15 protein-coding genes and 2 pseudogenes are annotated in these 20,404 nt (G+C 46.9%); 13 read left to right on the top strand and 4 right to left on the bottom strand.

Annotated features, from left to right (window positions below):
* Window positions 1–93 (top strand): annotated as a pseudogene (locus NDA06_RS17945) (IS630 family transposase); the annotation flags it as partial.
* A gap of 7 nt (window positions 94–100) precedes the next feature.
* On the opposite strand, the pseudogene NDA06_RS17940 reads toward NDA06_RS17945, so the two are convergent.
* Both NDA06_RS17940 and rpe read right to left on the bottom strand, forming a co-directional pair.
* A pseudogene (locus NDA06_RS17940) lies at window positions 101–1,912 on the bottom strand (serine/threonine-protein kinase); the annotation flags it as partial.
* A 141-nt stretch (window positions 1,913–2,053) separates the two neighbouring features.
* Window positions 2,054–2,761 (bottom strand): ribulose-phosphate 3-epimerase, encoded by a 708-nt coding sequence (gene rpe / locus NDA06_RS17935; protein ID WP_190414261.1) that lies wholly within the window; start codon window positions 2,759–2,761, stop codon window positions 2,054–2,056.
* A 202-nt stretch (window positions 2,762–2,963) separates the two neighbouring features.
* Here rpe and NDA06_RS17930 point away from each other — a divergent pair, with 202 nt between their 5' ends.
* From NDA06_RS17930 to NDA06_RS17915, 4 genes are all read left to right on the top strand, one after another.
* Entirely contained in the window at window positions 2,964–4,577 is a 1,614-nt protein-coding gene (locus NDA06_RS17930; protein WP_190435979.1) for a S8 family serine peptidase, read from the top strand.
* A gap of 289 nt (window positions 4,578–4,866) precedes the next feature.
* Window positions 4,867–6,147: a serpin family protein gene (locus NDA06_RS17925; protein ID WP_190986387.1), complete on the top strand. Its 1,281-nt coding sequence runs from the start codon at window positions 4,867–4,869 to the stop codon at window positions 6,145–6,147.
* A complete protein-coding gene (locus NDA06_RS17920; protein WP_190414259.1) occupies window positions 6,144–6,542 on the top strand; it encodes a hypothetical protein in 399 nt (132 codons plus the stop codon). Before NDA06_RS17925 ends, NDA06_RS17920 begins: the two co-directional genes overlap by 4 nt.
* A gap of 409 nt (window positions 6,543–6,951) precedes the next feature.
* A complete protein-coding gene (locus tag NDA06_RS17915) occupies window positions 6,952–8,358 on the top strand; it encodes an LCP family protein (RefSeq protein WP_190529180.1) in 1,407 nt (468 codons plus the stop codon).
* A gap of 183 nt (window positions 8,359–8,541) precedes the next feature.
* Here NDA06_RS17915 and NDA06_RS17910 read toward each other — a convergent pair whose 3' ends face one another.
* Window positions 8,542–9,486: an alpha/beta fold hydrolase gene (locus NDA06_RS17910; RefSeq protein WP_190529233.1), complete on the bottom strand. Its 945-nt coding sequence runs from the start codon at window positions 9,484–9,486 to the stop codon at window positions 8,542–8,544.
* A 353-nt stretch (window positions 9,487–9,839) separates the two neighbouring features.
* On the opposite strand from NDA06_RS17910, the gene speB reads away from it, so the two are divergent.
* The 4 genes from speB (at window position 9,840) to frr (ending at window position 12,766) form a co-directional block, all read left to right on the top strand.
* Complete coding sequence (gene speB, locus NDA06_RS17905; protein ID WP_190676625.1) at window positions 9,840–10,754, top strand: agmatinase; 915 nt, start codon at window positions 9,840–9,842, stop codon at window positions 10,752–10,754.
* Window positions 10,755–10,826: 72 nt separating this feature from the next.
* Window positions 10,827–11,384 (top strand): thioredoxin family protein, encoded by a 558-nt coding sequence (locus NDA06_RS17900; protein ID WP_190411995.1) that lies wholly within the window; start codon window positions 10,827–10,829, stop codon window positions 11,382–11,384.
* A 118-nt stretch (window positions 11,385–11,502) separates the two neighbouring features.
* A complete protein-coding gene (gene pyrH, locus NDA06_RS17895) occupies window positions 11,503–12,231 on the top strand; it encodes a UMP kinase (RefSeq protein WP_190411994.1) in 729 nt (242 codons plus the stop codon).
* Window positions 12,218–12,766: a ribosome recycling factor gene (gene frr / locus NDA06_RS17890; RefSeq protein WP_190411993.1), complete on the top strand. Its 549-nt coding sequence runs from the start codon at window positions 12,218–12,220 to the stop codon at window positions 12,764–12,766. The genes pyrH and frr overlap by 14 nt, the downstream gene beginning before the upstream one ends.
* A gap of 85 nt (window positions 12,767–12,851) precedes the next feature.
* Here frr and NDA06_RS17885 read toward each other — a convergent pair whose 3' ends face one another.
* A complete protein-coding gene (locus tag NDA06_RS17885) occupies window positions 12,852–13,028 on the bottom strand; it encodes a family 2 glycosyl transferase (RefSeq protein ID WP_190411992.1) in 177 nt (58 codons plus the stop codon).
* Between the two features lie 428 nt (window positions 13,029–13,456).
* Between NDA06_RS17885 and NDA06_RS17880 the strand changes: the two genes are divergently transcribed.
* From NDA06_RS17880 to NDA06_RS17865, 4 genes are all read left to right on the top strand, one after another.
* On the top strand, window positions 13,457–14,590 hold the full coding sequence (locus tag NDA06_RS17880) for a geranylgeranyl reductase family protein (protein ID WP_190986386.1): 1,134 nt from the start codon (window positions 13,457–13,459) through the stop codon (window positions 14,588–14,590).
* A 229-nt stretch (window positions 14,591–14,819) separates the two neighbouring features.
* A complete protein-coding gene (locus tag NDA06_RS17875; RefSeq protein ID WP_206755389.1) occupies window positions 14,820–15,662 on the top strand; it encodes a tetratricopeptide repeat protein in 843 nt (280 codons plus the stop codon).
* A 433-nt stretch (window positions 15,663–16,095) separates the two neighbouring features.
* The gene (locus tag NDA06_RS17870) at window positions 16,096–16,554 is read left to right on the top strand and encodes an NADAR domain-containing protein (protein ID WP_190986381.1); all 459 of its coding nucleotides are present in this window, start codon (window positions 16,096–16,098) and stop codon (window positions 16,552–16,554) included.
* 265 nt (window positions 16,555–16,819) lie between these two features.
* Window positions 16,820–20,278, top strand: coding sequence for a GAF domain-containing protein (locus tag NDA06_RS17865; RefSeq protein ID WP_190986380.1), 3,459 nt, complete (start codon window positions 16,820–16,822; stop codon window positions 20,276–20,278).
* The last annotated feature ends 126 nt before the right edge of the window (window positions 20,279–20,404 follow it).

Raw genomic sequence — 20,404 nt, 5'->3', positions numbered from 1 at the left:
TGGTCTTGGCTCAAGAGCCGCATCCGCAAACAACTCGACCAGTTTAATTGTTTGCGAGATGCAATCGAGCATGTCTTATGCTTGTCGTCCTAATTACCTTGGCGATTGCTATAACTGGGTAGGAATGACCAGTGAGAGTGCGGATTTCTTGACCGGTACCTAGTTGCCACAGTTTGATAGTGTCGTCCCCACTGCCACTAGCCAGTATCTGCCCATCCGGGCTAAAGGCGACAGAATAAACTGTGTGGGAATGACCAGTGAGGATGCCGATTTCTTTGCCGGTACCTAGTTGCCACAGTTTGATAGTCTCTTCCTCCTCTTCCTCTTCCAAACTGCCACTAGCAAGTATCTGCCCATCCGGGCTAAAAGCGACTGATCTACTAACCGAGTAAGAATAATTTGTGAGAGTGCGGATTTCTTTACCGGTACCCAGTTGCCACAGTTTGATAGTGTCGTCCATACTGCCACTAGCCAGTATCTGCCCATCCGGGCTAAAGGTGACTGATCTAACCGAGTCGAAATGACAGCGCAAACGCATCTTATTTTTGAACTGCCCACTTAACAAGGGTTTGATTCTTTGAGTATTTATACTTATGAATTCATGAAACCCAGACCGAAAAAGGAATCTAGAGTTTAGATGTGTTTGCCCTAAGTTGGAATGACCAGCGAGAGTGAGGGTTTCTTTGCCCGTACTCGGTAGCCACAGTTTGATAGTTTTGTCCGAACTGCCACTGGCAAGTAGCTGCCCATCCGGGCTAAAGGCGATGGAATTAACCGACTCGGAATGACCTGTGAGAGTGCGGATTTCTTTACCGGTACCCAGTTGCCACAGTTTGATAGTGTTGTCCTCACTACCACTAGCCAGTATCTGCCCATCCGGGCTAAAGGCGACGGAATTAACATAGTTTGAATGACCTGTGAGAGTCATTACACACCGCCAAGTTTGAGGAACCGCTACAGCAGGTGTTGAGGATTTTAGATTTTGGCTTTTTCCTGGTAAGGAAGGGTTTAAAGGAGTGGATTTTGGAGAGGATTTTGGATTAGGTGTTATCGATTGTGTAGAGGGTATTGTTCCTAAACCCTCCCCTACATTGCATCCCAGCAAATCCAACCATTCCTGCACAGACTGAGGGCGATACTTTTGATTAAGCGCCATTCCCCGCATAATTGCCTGATTTACTCGGTCGCTAATGTTGGGATTTAACTGTTGCGGTGGTGCTAAAGGAATATTTTGCAATCTCGCAGGCGCAGGCATTGGAACCTCTGCGGTCAGCAAAGTATACAATGTGGCGGCTAGGGCGTAGACATCTATATATTCTCCCCGTTCTGCATTGGGGATATATTGTTCGGGTGGCGCGTAGCCAGGAGTAAGATTTTCTGTATGCGTCTGGATAGCATTGGGGATAAATTCTCTGGCAATGCCAAAATCAATCAGCACAGCTTCCGATTTGCCAGCGCGTAACATAATATTATTGGGCTTGAGATCCCGATGCAGCAAGCCGCGTTCGTGAATCTCCGTCAAAGCATCGCCGATTTGCCCGATGTATTGCAGCGCTTCTGATTCCGATAGTACGCCGATTCGGAAGACACGACGATCCAAGTCTTCGCCTTCGATGTATTCCATCGCTATGCAAGGCAGATTCCCTTCATCAAAGACATTTTCTATCTGCACCACATGAGGATGACGACACAAAGCCAGCCGCAGCGCTTCATCGCGGAAATCTTGCCGTAGTTTTGCTTGGCGCGGTATCCAAGCGGGATGATTGAGAATTTGTTCTCTCAGGGTTTTAATTACCCGCAGTTCGCCGCGTTTATTTCTGGCGAGATAGGTAATGCCGATACCGCCTTCGCCCAGCCTCTTTTCGATAAAATAGCGATCGCCAAACAACGTTTGCCCATTCGTCCAAACCATCTTTCACGATTGCCAAATGCTGGTACTTATTCTGGCACGCCTTCTTCATCTAACAACAAAAAAAGCCTGCGATCGCAGGCTTTTTTCATCTAGTAGGAATGCGATTCATCGCGTCTCTACAGGCAAATTATTAAATTCTTTCTACACAGTCGCTAATTCTGGTGAAGGACGCTTACTATTGCGAATCCCTTCAATTGCCTGTGCATAATCCTTCGCCTTAAACACAGCAGAACCAGCAACAATTGCATTCGCTCCTGCTTCCAAAACCTGCCAGGTATTATCTACTTTTAGTCCGCCATCCACTTCAATCCAAGGGTCAAGACCGCGTTCATCGCACATTTGACGCAACTTCCGGATTTTCGGCACCATCTCTGGGATAAAACTTTGACCGCCGAAACCGGGGTTAACGCTCATAATTAATACCAGATCGCAAATCTCCAGCACATACTCAATCAAATCCAAAGGAGTAGAAGGATTGAGAACAACACCCGCCTTTTTACCCAGTTCCTTGATTTGTCCTAGAGTCCGGTGCAGATGCGGTGAAGCGTTGTGTTCCGCATGAACGTAGATATGATCTGCCCCCGCCTTCGCAAAATCTGCCACATACTTTTCTGGTTCCACAATCATCAAGTGGACATCCAGCGGCTTTTGGGTAACAGGACGAATCGCTTCTACAATCAGCGGGCCAATTGTGATATTCGGAACAAAGCGACCATCCATCACATCAACGTGAATCCAATCTGCACCGGCAGCATCTACCGCCTGAATTTCCTCTCCCAATCGACTGAAGTCAGCTGATAGGATTGATGGAGCGATAACAATCGGCTTCTGGGATGGCGTTTGGGTCATGGTTATTTATACTCTCTTGCGTCCTCGTCTGGTATTCAGTTTAACAAAAGACGTGGCAAGCCTTAAAAAAGTATGAAGTATGAACGATGAAGTGTGAATTTAACCTTCAATCTCTAACCTTCAACCTTGAAACTAAGATTTTCAACCTTCAACCTTCAACCTTCAAAACTTCAGTGGAGAAGCTTGCGTGGCTCACCAGCAGATTTTTAAAAAACTAACATGGCTTGTTTGGGGGCTGGGAATTACCGCCTTAACCGCTCCTTCCTCTCTGGCTAACGAAACCTCATCACTGGGAGAAGCGGGCATTGATGCCCAAAGGCTACACGCTGCTCCTTATAACTTATTGGGTCGTAAGATTGCTATCGGTCAAGTGGAGATTGGAAGACCGGGACAATTTGGTTTGGATAAAGCGGTTTCCCGGAATCGAGCCTTCTCCTTGATCCGAGTCTTTTATCGAGATGCCCCAGCCAAAGCTGATAGTAATGTTGATGGGCACGCAGCAATGGTAGCAAGCGTGATGATTAGCTCGGATAAAGGTTTCCCCGGAGTGGCACCGCAGGCACGACTTTATGCTTCAGCGGTTGGCGCACCGCAAAAAACAGGTCAACCGGAAGAGTGCTTATCCACGCAGTATGTGGCAATGCAAAATGGGGGCGATGTTCGGGCAATTAACTTTAGTTTTGGAGAGTCTCTGGAGCGAGATTCTCGACCGAACCCGATTCTGGATGGCAACGCTCTACTAACCCAGTGTATTGACTGGTCTGCTCGCGTCCACGACTCGCTTTATGTAGTAGCGGGGAATCAAGGGACTGGCGGGATTCCGATTCCCACCGATAACTATAATGGCGTCAATGTTGCTTATACAACGCGCCGCGAGGGAATTTTTACGAAAGTAGATTTTGCCAACTTGAGCGCTGCGCCTATCGGGATTGCGAAGCGTCTGCTTGACCGGGAAATTAATGTTGGCCCGCGTCGCTCGATTAGTTTAGTAGCACCCGGTAGCCAGATCGAGGTATTAGATATTAAGGGTAAGGAAAGTCGGGTTACGGGAACGAGTTTTGCGGCTCCCCATGTCACCGCATCTGTCGCGTTATTACAAGAATATAGCGATCGCCAACTGCGAACACAACAGCCCAACTGGACGCCAGACGCCCGTCGTCATGAAGTTATGAAAGCTGTGCTGCTGAACTCCGCAGAAAAAATCAAAGACACTGGCGATGGACTGCGCCAAGCGATGAGTCGCACAATTTTGACCAAAGATAACCGCGACTGGTTAGCCTCCGATGCTTACAAAGACCGAAAAATCCCATTAGACTTCCAAATGGGTACCGGACAAATGAATACTTTTCGGGCTTACCAGCAATTTAGTCCCGGTCAGTGGAATTCTGAAAAGCCGGTGCCGTTGGTCGGTTGGGATTACCGCACAGTGAAGGAGTCTGCATTTCAGGATTATGTCTTGAACCAACCATTGCAGCAAGGGAGTTTTGCCTCGATTACGCTCGCCTGGGATAGGCGCGTGGAGTTACAAGATCAAAATAACAACAAGCAGTTTGATGTCGGGGAAAGTTTTAGCGATCGCGGCTTAAACAATCTCGATATCTACCTGATGCGAGCCGAAGATAATGATATCAGCAAGAGTATCTGGTCTTCGGAAAGCGATGTTGATAGTGTAGAACACATTTTTCAGGAAATTCCTGCCACGGGTCGCTACAAAATTCGCGTCCAATATCGTCAGAAATTCAATGAAAATACTCAAGCCTATGCCTTAGCTTGGTGGACGGTACCGGCGAAAGAGCTACTCAAAGGGAAAAATTAAACATAGAATCGCGATTTGAGATTGAAGAATATAGGGGTGCGTTTAACAAAATATCGCGCCTTCTATAGACACGCTCCTTAAACCTTCTTCGATCCAGTTCATACCATTTCACTTTATGTCTGCCACAAATACGTCTATTGCCCCCCTTTTGAAGGGGGGTTGGGGGGATCGCAAATGTGACATCAAAATAGTAAATTGGTATCAGTTGCCAAAACCGTAACCAGTGGAACGTCCCTGGCTGTTAGCCGTCATTCTAGAAAAGGAATGTTACAGCAATATAAACAGCTATATGAAGCGACCAATGTTCAGTTTAATGGTAGCGATCGCATCAGTCACTATCATCCTATTCGGTTTACTGGGATGGTCGATGGTCAAAAATCCGCAGGCTGCAATGGGCGAACCCAGGCAACCTGGAACCTCTCCTACCATCAGTCAGCGCCAGAAGAAAACCGTGGATTCGAGACTGGTTGCGGCGAATACAAAATTTGGGTTCAAACTCTTCAAGGAAATTTTAAAAGAGGACAGCGGCAAGAATATTTTTGTGTCGCCTTCTAGTGTAGCGATCGCACTCTCGATGACCTACAACGGTGCTAGCGGCGATACTCAACAAGCAATGGCAAAAACCCTGGAATTGCAAGGATTAAGCCTACAGGAAGTCAATCAATCCAATGACGCCTTGAAAGCGCTCTTAGAAAATCCAGACCCCCAAGTGCAGCTCACCATTGCCAACTCTCTTTGGGCAAAGAAAGGCGTCTCTTTTAACCCAGATTTTCTTCAAAAAAATCGCCAATTTTATCAGGCGAAAATTGCAGGACTAGACTTTAGAAAACCCAGCGCTATATCTGACATTAATAACTGGGTAAAACAAAATACTCGCGGTAAAATCAATTCAATTGTCAACGAAATTCCACCCGATCAAGTGTTATTTTTGATCAACGCTCTTTACTTCAAAGGGAGTTGGGCAAAGAAATTTGACCAGAAGCAAACAACAACTGAACCGTTCTATCTTTCCGATGGAACTCAGAAACAACACCCAATGATGTCTCAAAGGGATAAATATAAATACTACGAAAACGACCAGTTTCAAGCCATTAGTTTACCCTACGGAAAAGGAAAACTTAGTTTATATGTTTTTCTGCCAAAAGAAAATTTTAAACTTACAAATTTTTACCAGCAGCTAAATACTGAAAACTGGGAGGAATGGATGACTCAATTCAAAACGAAACCGGGATTCATCCAGATGCCTCGCTTCAAAATGGACTACGACATAGAACTCAACGACGCTCTCAAAGCGCTGGGTATGGAAGTAGCTTTCGACTCAAATGCTAATTTTACTCAGATGAGTTCTATCCCACTCCAGCTCAATCAAGTCAAGCACAAAACCTTTGTGGAAGTGAACGAAGCAGGAACCGAAGCAGCCGCAGTCACTGCCGTCGGAGTAATGACAACATCTGCACCGATGCCAGAGGAACCCTTCGAGATGATTGTTAACCGCCCGTTTTTCGCTTGTATTCGAGATAATCAAACTGGAACTGTTCTATTTATGGGGTCTATTGTGGAACCAAAATGAAAGACATTGACCCGTTTGAAAATCAAGACATCAAGAGGGACAGGTTGGAAACCCCACTTTACCAACTGTTTATCTATTTGATTCCTGTAGTTGGCTTTTTCCCAGCCCTCTGGACGTTATACCGACGTGATAGCGACCGGCAACAACAAACCGTGAGTAGGCTGTCGGTGACGCTGGCTCTCGGTTGGCTGTTGGCATACGGTTTATTGGGGGCTGGAGTTGCACAAGCTTCAGAAACTTTAACCCTGCGTTTGTTATTTATCAATGGTCTATTGACATCGGGTTATTTTTTGGTCAGCTTATGGTTGATGGTGCGTCTGTGGCAACGGAAGTCTGTACGTATTCCGGGTGTTAGCGGGCTTGCGGAGGGAGTCGTTCGCAAACACTTGTCCTAAACGAGCGTGTATTGCTTTGCCTCAGCTTGGGACGAGGCATAGAGGTTGTAGGCGCACAGTATTTTTTCAAGGAAAGCAACCAGAGTTGAGTGCAACCCATTTGTATCCGGATGCTTTCCTGGAACAAAAGTAAGGAATGGGGAAGGTCGAATGAAGATTTGGCCTATGCACTTGATAGCTGGTTCTCCCTCTAGCCTACGCATCTCTACCGAAATGAGGTTAAACTCTTGCCAGTGTTTGCCTGATTTTGCAGTAAATCGGTAGAAAAACTGCTATGAGTGTTCTAGTGCAATCCTTCTTAAGGACGGATTTTGTTAGAAATAAACGTCCCAGCTCCAGATTGCCAGATTCCGCGCCCCTACCTTGAACACAAATTCGTGTTATCTTTTTTGCGTGTGTGAGGAAGCCAGTGTCAGCCCGAAAAATTCCTGAAAAACGCCCGTGGGGGCAAACATCCAATCAACCCATCAAGAAAAGGCCTGTTCAAAAACGAAACCAGGTGAACTGGCTTTGGCTTGGGTTGGGCTTGACTGGGGTGGCAATGCTGTCAGCAACTGCGGGAGCTTTGTTAGCCGTGTCTTTTTCCAGTACGCCTTTGCTGCAAAGCCAGCTAAGTCCGGAAGAAGCTGCGGTGTTTGATGGCGATCGCATTTCCCGCACCAGTATGCGATTGCCAGAACTGACCCGCCCGGTAAATATCTTAGTCATGGGAATCAAGGTCATCTCCTCCGACCTGGATAACCCTCCTCCTGAAACGAAAAATCTGGGATACCACGCCCTGGTAAACTCCTTCGAGGGTCTATCAGATACCATGCTCTTGCTGCGGTTTGACCCGGAGGCGCAAAAAATCGCGGCTTTATCAATCCCACGGGATACCCGCACCTTTGTGGAGGGCGTCGGCGTTACCAAGATTAATGCAGCGAATCTTGAGGGGGGACCAGCCCTCAGTGCTAAGGCAACCAGCGAACTCCTCAGCGGCGTGGGAATCGATCGCTACATCCGAATAAACGTTCAGGGGGTAGAAAAGCTGGTGGACGCCTTGGGTGGCGTTACCGTCTATGTCCCCAGGGATATGAAATATCGAGATGATAGCCAGCACCTGTACATCAACCTGAAAGCAGGAAAACAACATCTCAATGGCAATCAAGTGCTGCAATTGCTGCGCTTCCGCTATGACAAGTATGGCGACATCGGTCGGATTCAGCGGCAGCAAATGGTAATGCGGGCACTGATGGAACAAGCACTGAATCCAACCACTTTAGCGAGAATGCCGAAGATTCTTTCGGTTATTCAGTCGCATATTGACACCAACTTGACGGTTGAGGAGTTATTGGCCCTGGTTGGCTATGGTGTTAAGACCGACCGTTCCCAAGTGCAAATGTTAATGGTACCGGGTGACTTTAGTGGCAGTGGGCATCATGAGGTGAGTTACTGGGTGCCAAATCGCCGCCGCATCCAGACGATGATGGCGCAGCATTTTGACCAGGGATTGGACGGTGGTGAAGCAACTGACCCAGCCTATATCCGGGTAGCGATTCAAGATAGTACAGGTGATATGAAGGCTGTCCAATCTTTAATCAACACGCTAAGGAATGCTGGCTACCGAAACGTCTACGTTGACGACCCGTGGCCCGAACCGTTGCGGGTAACGCACGTAGTGGCTCAACAGGGAGATGGAAATAGTGCCAAAGCCATCTACCGTTCGCTGGGATTCGGGGAAGTGCGTGTTGAAAGTACGGGCAATCTAGTTTCGGATGTGACGATTCAGCTGGGTCAAGACTGGCTTAAGCGGAGTGCTAACCGGGACTCATTTTAAATGAAGCATTTAGCAGTTCTCAGTTGAGTGCAATATACACACTCGGAACCTCACCCCCAACCCCTCTCCGTTTACGGAGAGGAGAAATATTGAACCTAGAGAGGTTTACGGGGAGGGGCACAGAAGGGGTTAAACCGTACTGCATTCAATAGAGAATTGCTATAGATCCCCAATTCCACCAATCTAAGGATTTTCAGCTACAACTTGATTGTCCGAGTACATCTGCAATATCCAATCCTGCAAAATTGGGTTAACTAATTCAGGCGCTTCATCCTGGGGACAATGCCCGACACCTTCGATGGGAATAAACTTCTCAATTTTGGGGTAATTGGCAAACTCTCGCCCCAGTTCTATCGGTTCCCAAGGATCTTCCGTTCCCCAGAGAATGATGGTCGGGCAGGGCAAAAGGGGCAGCAGGTCTTCCGGCAGCGGCCCTTGAGAATAGCGTGTAAAGGCTACAAAAACGTCCACAGCCCCCTCATCAAACGCGGGTGCCATGAGCATATCCACCAGTTCGTCTGTCACCGCTTCCGGATGCTTGTAGGCTTGCAGGAGAACCTTCCTTACCACCTTCGGCTTGGCAAGTTGGCTAAAGAAGAATTTGCCAATCCACTTAACTGCCAGCAGTCGTTGAACGATAGGTGCCCCAAAGCTTCGATACCAGGGCAACTGGGCGCGTTTGCGGTCGTGCAGCAGCCGCAGAGAGCAGTTAATGAGGGCAGTTCCCAAGACAATATCTGGGTGAGCGACTGCTGCTTGCATTGCCACAATACAGCCAATGGAATTTCCGACTAAAAAAACGGGGCTTCCTACCACCTCGCGGCAAAAATCAGCGAGTTGCTGTCCCCAAGTTTCAAAGGTGTAGGAAATCTTGCCCCCTGGCGTGGGTTTCGCGGAACCACCAAAGCCAATTAAGTCAATGGCATAGACGCGGCAATTTTGAGCCAACACCGGGATGTTTTTGCGCCAGTGCCCCCAAGATGCCCCAAATCCATGTACCAGCACAACCGCTGGCCCTTGAGTTCCCTGAGTCTGGTAGCAGATGGGAAAACCTTGCCAAGTCCAAGTTTTCGTGACGATATGGGCAGCCGTAGGTGCAGTTGGAGTGGTGGAGGAAGATGGAGTCATGGGATAGATAGCGATCGCATCTCTTTGATTTCTATCCCGTCGCACCTTGAATGCGCTCTCAACGCCACGGGTAGACTTATGCTTTCCTAATTTTACAATTCTTCAACTCTGGAAAACACTAATTCCAATAATTTTGAGCAACTGAATCGAAAATCCCGTAAAAACTCTGATGCCAAGTGTAGATAAGCCTGGTACACAGGTGAAGACTCTCACAAGAAGCGGAAAGTGACACGGAGAATTCCAATTTTCAATTTCCAATTTCAAAACCTTAGTTTTTCATCTGTGCGTAGCACTCAAAGCGGGGAGTATGTCAGTATCTAGATTGGTGACTCCCTCATGAAATTTAGTTGGTGATGACTACGGTGCAAACTCCTACTTCTGTTCTGCCATTCCTTGGTCCTGATTTAGCTTCTACCTACGATGCCGCGCGAGTGGTGATTTTGCCGATTCCTTATGAGGCGACGACAACGTATCGAAATGGCTGCGAAAATGGGCCAGATGCGATTCTAGAAGCCTCTGGGCAGGTGGAATATTATGATGAGGAGCTAGATTGGGAAACTGGCAAAGACATTGGAATTTATACGGCTGAATCAATTGCAGACACCCGCAACGGTCGTTCAGTTTCATCTGAGGAAATGCTGCAAGTTACCCGCGAAACGGTATCTCAGATGATAGCTGACGGCAAGTTTGTGATTGGTCTGGGTGGCGAACACAGCATTACAACTGGTCTTGTAGAGGCATACCAAAAAGCTTACCCCGATGAACCCTTTACGGTCGTGCAAATAGATGCTCACGGCGATTTGCGCTATGAGTACGAAGGCTCGATTCACAACCATGCTTGCGTGATGCGGCGGATTGTGGAAATGGGATTGCCAACTGTACAAATCGGCATCCGCGCCATTTGCAAAGAAGAAGCTGACTTGATCAAAGAGAAGAATTTGACGGTGTTCCGGGCGAGAGAAATTGCGACGCAACCGGATTGGATGGAAAGGGCGATCGCAAGTATCCCCACCAGACGCGTTTTCCTCACCATTGACCTCGACGGGATTGACCCCACCCTGATACCTGGTGTCGGCACCCCAGAACCCGGTGGATTAAATTGGTACTCCCTACTCTCTTTTTTGCGGCAAGTGTTTCAAAATCACGAAGTGATTGGTTGTGATGTTATGGAATTGGCACCGATTGTAGATTCCGTAGTATCAGAATTTACTGCTGCAAAATTAGTCTACAAACTAATCGGTTATCAGGCGTTCTCCCAAGGCAAATAGAGACCGTAATTGCTTTGTTCTTTACGACTGTAGCCCCCTCGTACTTTGTTGTAATTACCCAGGGATAAGTAAATGAGTGTAATGGAAAAGACCGGCACTCCTATTGGTAGTTATGCTCCAGATTTTGAATTACCGGGAATCGATAATCAAGTCCACCACCTGGCTCGGTATTTAGAAAAGTATCGAGCTGTGGGCGTTGTTTTTATGTGCAATCATTGCCCATACGTGCAGTCCTATATGGGTCGGCTAATCCAGATTCAAAGCGAGTTCCAAAGCCAGGGATTTACCCTGATTGGCATCAACGCCAATGATGCGGTTCAGTCGCCTGAAGACAGCTTCGAGAATATGCAAAATTTGGTAGCAACTCATGGTCTAAATTTTCCTTATCTGAGAGATACCACACAGGATGTCGCTCGTTGCTTTGGGGGACAGACAACGCCAGAGGTTTTCTTATTAGATAATTCTGGGATACTCCGCTACAGGGGACGGATTGATGATAATTCCCAAGATCCAGCAGCGGTGAAGGTGCATTATTTACGGGATGCGATCGCTTCTTTACTGCAAGGAAAAACGGCGATTACAACCGCCTCAACTGAGGCGGTAGGCACCCCGATAAACTGGCGTCCTTAACACGTAGTCTCAAGGCTCTCCACACTTTAGTAACTGAATTTGCGGATAATATCACAAAACTTACTCCTCTACTGTTATCTTATGGTGGAGGTATTTTGAGTGAGACAATAGTCTGGGCATGGGGATAACTTATCGGCGGGTTTTACTAAAGCTGAGCGGTGAAGCTTTAATGGGCAACCTGGGCTATGGAATCGATCCAATGGTGGTTCAGGAAATCGCGCAGGAAGTCGCAGATGTCGTGGCAAGTGGCATTCAGATGGCAATTGTCGTCGGTGGCGGCAATATCTTTCGCGGTGTCAAGGCAGCTTCGGCTGGCATGGATCGGGCGACAGCCGACTACATCGGGATGATTGCAACGGTGATGAATGCGATGACCTTGCAAGACTCCTTGGAGCAAATCGGAGTACCGACACGAGTCCAAACAGCGATCGCCATGCAGGAAGTAGCGGAGCCTTACATCCGGCGTCGCGCCATTCGCCACTTAGAAAAAGGACGGGTCGTAATTTTTGGGGCTGGATCGGGAAACCCCTTCTTCACCACTGATACGACCGCTGCCTTGCGAGCGGCGGAAATTGATGCGAATGTAATTTTTAAAGCAACCAAAGTAGACGGGATCTATGATTCAGATCCCCATCTCAACCCAGGGGCGCGTCGCTATCAGAGCCTGACCTACGGACACGTCCTCACTCACGATCTGCGGGTGATGGATAGTACCGCGATCGCCCTGTGCAAAGACAACAACATCCCCATCGTTGTGTTCGACCTCTCGGTGCGGGGCAATATCCACCGCGCCGTTACGGGAGAAGCGGTGGGAACAATTGTAGGAGGATCTTGTGAAATTAGCTGATGTTGAAAATCATATGCAAAAGACAATTGAGGCAACTCAACGGTCTTTTAATACGATTCGGACGGGACGGGCAAACGCCTCTCTCCTCGACCGGGTGTCGGTGGAATACTATGGTTCCCCAACCCCTCTAAAATCTCTGGCAAGTATTAATACACCAGATTCTAGTACGATTACCATTCAGCCGTTTGACCGCGGCAGCATGAATCTGATCGAAAAAGCGATTTCTTTATCAGATGTCGGTTTAACTCCGAGCAATGATGGCTCGGTGATTCGATTGAATATTCCGCCCCTAACGACCGAGCGTCGTAAAGAACTGGCAAAAATCGCTGCCAAGTATGCTGAAGAAGGAAGAGTTTCTGTTCGCAATATCCGCCGCGACGCCGTAGACTCAATTCGCAAGCAAGAAAAAAATAGTGAAATCTCTGAGGATGAAGCGCGAGACTTGCAGGAAAAAATTCAAAAGCTAACTGACAAGTACGTTGCCAAGGTTGATGAGCTGTTAGCCGAGAAAGAAAAAGATATCACGACCGTTTAAAGTCATTAGTCACTCGTCATGGGTCGCTCGTCAAAAGCGATAGTGCTAGAGCTAAGGACTCAGGACAAAAGGCTAAAAACGGATACTAGGCAGGTTGAAGCGCTTGTCCATCTAAAGCAGGGCGAACCAGGAAAGCAACGTGCATAGGATAGCCCTGGGAGTAGATCGCATCGATGTACCGCAGGGCTGTTTCTCGATTTTTGCAGGTGCGTAAAACTTTCTCGTTGCCGTTGGCGTATTGGATGCGTAATTCCCAGAACATCGCTTTTCCCCTTATGAAAATAGTAGAAACACCAAATAGTCGGTCAGCGACTTTATAAAACTTTCATGAACCTATCCTATAAGCTTTATATAAACTTTGCACTCAGTAAAATTGATGAATTGAATAAATATCGCGATCGCGCTCTCTAGTTGTCTGGAAGAAAAAGCTGAACGACTACGTACTGGAAAACACGGTTTGTCTTCTAGAAGTCAAGAGAAAATCTAAATCAAGGCGAATAATATTTATCTTAAAAATCCTGAAAGCCTGAAATTGTATACGTTTTACCGAGATAAGCATAATTACGCAAATAGCTAGCTGGTAGGGAAAGCAATTAAGCTTAATTACCAGTGAGTGTCAAGCGTGAGGATGTAAATTCTTCGCTTAACAAGCTTAAATTGCAAGTGTGTTCAGAAGCAAAAATTAACACGATGTTTGACTGCATTATTGTCGGTGCTGGCCCAGCAGGTGGAACCGCAGCTTATCATCTAGCTAAGGGAGGACGTTCGGTTTTAGTCTTAGAAAAAGACGCAATGCCGCGTTACAAACCGTGTGGGGGTGGAGTATCACCAGCGATACAAGAGTGGTTTGATTTTGATTTTTCTCCAGCGATTTCCTTAAAACTCAAATCACTCCGCTACACCTGGAAAATGGGCGATCCAGTGGAAGTAGGGCTGGAAACAGGACAACCGATTTGGATGGTAAGGCGAGACGTTTTCGACAACTTCCTGATGCAGCAGGCGCAGCAACAAGGCGCAGAACTGCGAGACAACACTGAAGTAACGGGGATTGAGTTTAAGAGCGATCGCTGGCAAGTCAACACCGCCAATGGATCCGTTGAAGGTCGCTATCTGATTGCCGCAGACGGAGCCAAAGGGCCAATGGCTAAGTGGTTAGACTTTAAAGAGCGCAAACGGCGTCTGGCTGGAGCCTTAGAAGCAGAAATACCCGCCCAAAATACCAACCAACAAAAGATTCATTTTGAATTTGGGATGGTCAAAAATGGCTATATTTGGAACTTTCCTAAAGCAGACGGCTATTCTATCGGCGTTGGCACGTTCATCGGCGGTGAACCCCAAGACTTTAAGAAAATTTTGGCTGAGTACGCCAAATCTTTCGGCGTAGAGGTCAATCAGAGCAAGCAATATGGTCATCCCCTTTCTCTATGGGATGGCAATCAAAGGCTGCATACGCAAAATGCAGTTTTAGCCGGAGAAGCCGCCTGTGTTGTCGATCCGTTTACGGCTGAGGGAATTCGTCCCTCAATGTTTAGCGGCTTGAAGGCAGCGGAAGCGATTGACAAATCACTCTCCGGGGATGGCAATGCTCTGGAAAGATATACCAGCACGATCGCCGAAGAATGGGGATCGGATATGCAGTGGGCACAACGCTTAGCAGGAGTGTTTTACAGAGTTCCTGGGATTGCTTATCGAGTCGGTGTTAAGCGCCCTGGTGCCACTGAGCGCATGGGCAAGATTCTGTGCGGAGAGAGTCGTTACTCTGAAGTGGCAGAGAGTGCTATCAAACGCCTCAGTAAGAGCATGATACCGGGAATGGGTGGGTAAAACGATTGAGCATTTAGTTAGTAAGGGTTGACTTCTTTTGGGTGGGCAAAAGCCCACCCAGATAAGATTTGGTAGGTATTCCTCACTCTACAAAATTAAATTTTTGAGAGTGCAACCCCCTTTTAAATCGTCAGTGGTGCAATTTCCTCATGTGTTATATTGGGGCTTTCATCCAGAAACTTGCTAGGTTATGTCTTCTAGGACTGCAAAGTTATCCAGGTTCGGGCTGATGATTTTAGCAGCGGGATGCTTAAGCTTCCTGACGCTAGGTTGTCAAAAATCAGAGGCTGACGCTAAAAAGTATGTTGACTCAGGAAATACTCTAGCTCAACAAGGCAAATTAAACGAAGCGATCGCTGACTACAACAAAGCCGTTGAGATTAATCCCAAGGATGCAGAAAGTTACAATAAGTTAGGAACTATTCTGGTCAACCAAAAGAAATTTCCTGAAGCCAGTGATGCTTTTCAAAAGGCAATTGCAAATAGTCCTAAAAATATAGAGCTATATCATAAATTAGGATTTGTTCAGGTTCAAGAAAAGAAACTGGAAGAGGCGTCTGCTACTTTTAAAAAGGCAATTGAAATTGATCCGAAAAATGCCAAATCCTATAATGATTTAGGATTTATTCAGGTCAATCAAGGCAAATTACCTGAAGCGGCTGCTAACTTCAAAAAGTCAATTGAAATTGACCCGAAAAACGCCAGATCTTACAATGATTTGGGAGTTGCTTTAGGTGCCCAAGGTAACAGCAAATTACCCGAAGCGGCTGAGGCTTTCAAGAAGGCAATTGAAATCGACCCGAAAAGTGCAGATGCACACTATTTCTTAGGGGTTGCCTTGGTCAAACAAGGAAAGTTAAATGAGGGAGTAGCAGCTCTTAAAAAGACCACCGAAATTGCTCCGAAAGCAGCACCTGCTTACTTTGGTCTAGGGGTAGCTCTAAATCAACAAGGTAAGAAGTCTGAGTCAATCGAAGCGATGAAAAAAGCCAGAGACTTGTTTAAAGAGCAAGGTCAAACTCAGCAAGCTGACCAGATCGATCAGGGATTAAAGGCTTTAGGGAAACAGTAACCAGTTTTAACAGTCCCGTTCCCTGAAAAGAGGATAGAGTTTTTACTCCCAGGAGTAGGGGCACGATTGTTGATTTAAAAAGTAGGGGCACGGCAATGCTGTGCCCCTATAATGGTTGAGCGATAAGGTTTTCTGAAAGTTCTGTAACCAGGCAACCAGCCCCAGGGAAACACTGAATACGGTTTGGTTAGGGCGAAAAATACCAAAGTTCGCATTTGTTGGATTTCGTTTCTCCACCCAACAAACAATAATTTTCACCGAACCATATTGGGGAGACAGACCCAAAGCTGGGTTGGGATGTTGGCAACAGGTACTTACCATCCTCAACTTTGATAATGCTGAATACTCGAGCGGCTGAAAGTCGCCTACTCGACTGCATCCCTTGCAGCAACAAGCATGGTAGAACTGGGACAAGCACTTTTATAGTTTCGACATGACGATTTACTTTTATAAATTTGAAGATCCCTACGGATGTTTTTCCAACTTTTCTCCTCATAACATTTATCTGCTGGGTCAAGATTGGATGACGGTGGAGCATTATTATCAAGCGCAAAAATTTGTTGGCACCGAGGATGAAGCGTTAATCCCAGCGATCGCTAGCGCGAAGACGCCAATGGAAGCCGCAATACTGGGACGCGATCGCACCCGCCGCATCCGTCCGGACTGGGAACAAGTGAAAACCCAAATTATGCGCGAAGCCGTGCTAATCAAGTTTCTAACTCACCTAGAGATTCAATCCATTCTGCTTTCTACCGGCGATTGTCCGATCGTGGAGGATTCTCCCACCGATTATTACTGGGGTTGCGGTGTAGAAAAAACTGGACAAAATCATTTGGGAAAAATCCTGATGAGTGTCCGTCAAGAAATCCGGCAACGGTTAGGAAAAAAGTAGCGTTACTCCTTTGTGAATTTATATATTTAGCTAATCTGAACTAGCGATTTTTTAGGGGAAATATTTTTAACTTTTAATAGCACGACTTACATAAACTGTCAACATTTTTAAGTTATTTTTTCTTGAAAATATTAAAGTTAACAATAATTTTAAAACTTTTATAAGATCAATAGTTTTACGAATACCCAGTATGACTTTTCAGTTACAGAATAGAAATATACAAAAACATTCATGCCTGAATTTATAAAAGTGGTGGATAGAGGGAATGAGCTTAAGTGATAATACGCAAACAATGCAGCACGAAATAGACCAAGCAAGCTTATTACACGGAATTACCAATCGGATTCGGCGATCGCTAGAATTGCCAGAAATTTTGACATCGACAGTCGCTGAAATTCGCTCATTGCTTGAAACCGACCGCGTGATGATTTATCGGTTTCATGCCGATGGCAGTGGAGAAGTGATTGCCGAGGCAATTGATAACAATCGCCTGCCATCTTTGATGGGACTAAATTTTCCGGCTGATGACATTCCTCCCCACGCCCGCGAGATGTTTCTGAAAGCTCGCCAGCGCTCAATTGTCGATGTTTCCTCAGGGTTGATTGGTCTGAGTTCCTTGGATTGCGCCCAGACAGGTACTGCTTTGAAGGCGGAAGATGTTCGCTATCGCCCAGTAGATTCCTGCCATATTGAATATCTCACGGCAATGGGAGTCACATCTTCCCTCGTGGTGCCGATTCTATATCATGATGCCCGCACGCAGGAGACCCAGCCGGAACTATGGGGTTTATTAGTCTCTCATCACGCTGAATCGCGTTCGGTTTCGGAACAAGAACTGCAAATCGTCCAGTTAGTGGCAGATCAAGTTTCAATTGCGATCGCTCAATCTACCTTACTCGAACTCGCCTGCGCCCAAGCAACGCGGGAAGCGCGGATTAACCGAGTCGCCACCCTGCTCCATGCACTACCAACGATTCAGCTTTCTGAAGCCCTTACGGAAACGGTTGCAGCCTTTAAAGGTTGTGGGGGCAGAATTTACATAGCGGCAGAAAATCCAAGTCAAGCAATCCTATTTGCCTGCGGCGATCAACCGATGCTAGGAGCCATCGGGAAAGATCGTCCGCTTGAAGAGCATCCCGTTTGGCAGGAATATTTAAAATTACAAGACACTGCCTGCAATCCCATCAAGGCAGTGACGGATCTCTATAAAGAACCTCATCTGCGAGTCATCGCGCCAGCGTTCCGCACGACTCGAATTCGGGGCATCCTGATTGTCCCCCTCCAGTATCGTCAGCAGTTTCTGGGATACTTGTGCATTTTTCGTAATGAAATTGATACGGAAACTTTGTGGGCTGGAAATTTCGACCCGGATCGGAGACAACTGCAACCTCGTAATTCCTTTGAGGCATGGAGGGAACTGAAACGAGGTCAAGCACAAGCGTGGACGCCGGGAGAAATTGAACTCGCTCAAGCCTTGGGTCATCACTTCTCAATGGCGATTGAGCAGTATCTCCTGTACACACAGGTGCAGTCTCTCAATAGCAACCTGGAGCATCAAATTCAAGAGCGAACTGTCCAGCTAGAACAGTCCTTAGAGTTTGCCAAAGTCCTCAAGCAAGTCACAGACCAAATTCGCAGCACTCTGGATTTAGAGAAGATCCTACAAAGCATTGTGCAGGAAGTCAGGAAACTGCTAAGCACAGACCGAGTGGTAATTTACCAGTTCACCAGAAGTTGGCAAGGGGAGGTGGTTGTAGAAGCAGTGACAGGCAGATGGAACTCAATTCTGGGAGAGATATACGAAGATGAATGCTTTCCTCAGGAGTACGCCTCTGCTTACCAGCAAGGAAGGATTCGAGCAGTTCATAACGTAGCTGAGTCAGATTTACATCCCTGTCATATAGAGTTTTTACTGAAAATTCAGGTTCAAGCCAACTTAGTTGTCCCGATTAACATGGGGGAACAGCTATGGGGGCTACTAATTGCCCATGAGTGCCAAGCTCCTAGGGAATGGAAGACTGCTGAAATTGATTTGCTGCAACAGCTGGCAAATGAAGCCGCGATCGCAATTCAGCAAGCCGAACTGTACGAACAAAGCCGTAGTGCCGCTGCGACTGCTACCGCTCAAGCACAACAGTTAGAACAAGCTGCCGAACAACAGCAAGCATTGTTTGGAGTAATTACGAAGATTCGAGAATCCCTCGATCTAAATACAATCTTCAAAGCAACGACCACTGAAGTCCGACAACTGCTAGGGGCTGACCGAGTGGCAGTATTTCGCTTATATTCCGCCTCTGGCTCGCTGGATGATGAATTTGTCTCAGAAGACGTATTACCAGCTTTAAAGCCGATTTTAGGAACCAAAGTTTACGACCGCCACTTTTCCCAAAACTATGCTGTACTTTATCAACAGGGTCGGATTCAAGTAGTTGATGACATCTACAACGCAGGCTTAACTGATTGCCATATTGAGCTGCTGGAGCAATTTCAAGTCCAAGCTCAACTCGTGGTGCCACTGCTAAAAGGGGATATCCTTTGGGGATTGCTCTGTATCCATCAATGCTCGCAAAAGAGACATTGGGATGTCTCGGAAATTGAGTTCGTCACCCAGACTGCTGTTCAGCTGGGAGTTGCAATACAGCAAGCAGAATTACTCGCTCAAACCCAGCATCAAGCAGAACAACTCGCTTGTGCCCTCCAAGAATTACAACAAACCCAAACCCAGCTGATTCAGACAGAAAAAATGTCGAGTTTGGGACAGCTAGTCGCAGGTGTGGCTCACGAAGTCAACAATCCGGTTAATTTTATTTACGGCAATCTCATTCACGTTGGCGAGTACGTAAAAGATTTGATCGATCTGTTGCATTTATACCAGGAGCGTTACCCCCATCCCGATCGGGAGGTTGCCAAACACGCAGAAGCAATCGATTTGGAATTCATTGCTGATGATCTGCCGAAAATGCTGTCGTCAATGAAGGTGGGAGCCGACAGAATCCGTCAACTGGTGCTGTCTCTCCGGAATTTCTCTCGCCTTGACCAAGCCGAGATGAAACGGGTGGATATCCATGAGGGTTTAGACAGCACGCTGTTAATTTTGCAACATCGACTCAAAGGGAAGGGTAATACTCCTACGATTGAAGTTGTAAAGGCTTATGGCGATCTGCCCTTAGTTGAGTGTTATGCCGGTCAGCTCAATCAAGTGTTTATGAATGTCCTTAGCAATGCGATTGACGCGCTGGAGCAGCAAAACAACTGGGATCGATCGAACCACCCGATGGAAAGGGGAGAAGCTGCTGGTTATTTGCACCACGCAAGTGACACAGATACTGCCCTAACATCATCAGACGTTAAAACTTCACCCGCTCAGATTACTATCCGCACCTTTTTGAAGGAGGAAGCAGAAAGAATAAAAGGTGAAAAAATACAGGAGCAAGAAGGAAGGATAAAGCATGAAACCGATTCACTTATTCATCCTTTCATCCCTCATCCTGCTAACGTGGTGATTCAAATTATTGATAATGGCTCTGGTATGCCAGAGGCGGTGCAGGCGCAAATCTTCGATCCTTTTTTCACGACAAAGCCGGTTGGTAAAGGCACGGGTTTGGGACTGTCGATCAGCTATCAAATTGTGGTGGAAAAACACGGCGGCGTTTTTAAGTGTTCTTCTCAACCAGACAAGGGCACTGAGTTCTGGATTGAAATTCCCGTTCGCCCACAAAATTGAAAGAAGCAATTGATGCTGGGGCAAAAAACGAACTCTATACACACTCGGAACCTCACCCCTAACCCCTCTCCGTTGACGGAGAGGGAATATTGAACTCCTTCCCGTTGACCGGGAGGAGCAGGGGTG

It is taken from the genome of Trichocoleus sp. ST-U1 (assembly GCF_039961835.1).
Classification (GTDB): domain Bacteria; phylum Cyanobacteriota; class Cyanobacteriia; order Cyanobacteriales; family FACHB-T130; genus FACHB-T130.
Note: the sequence above shows the minus strand (reverse complement) of the source record. Positions and strands in the feature narration are given on the sequence as shown.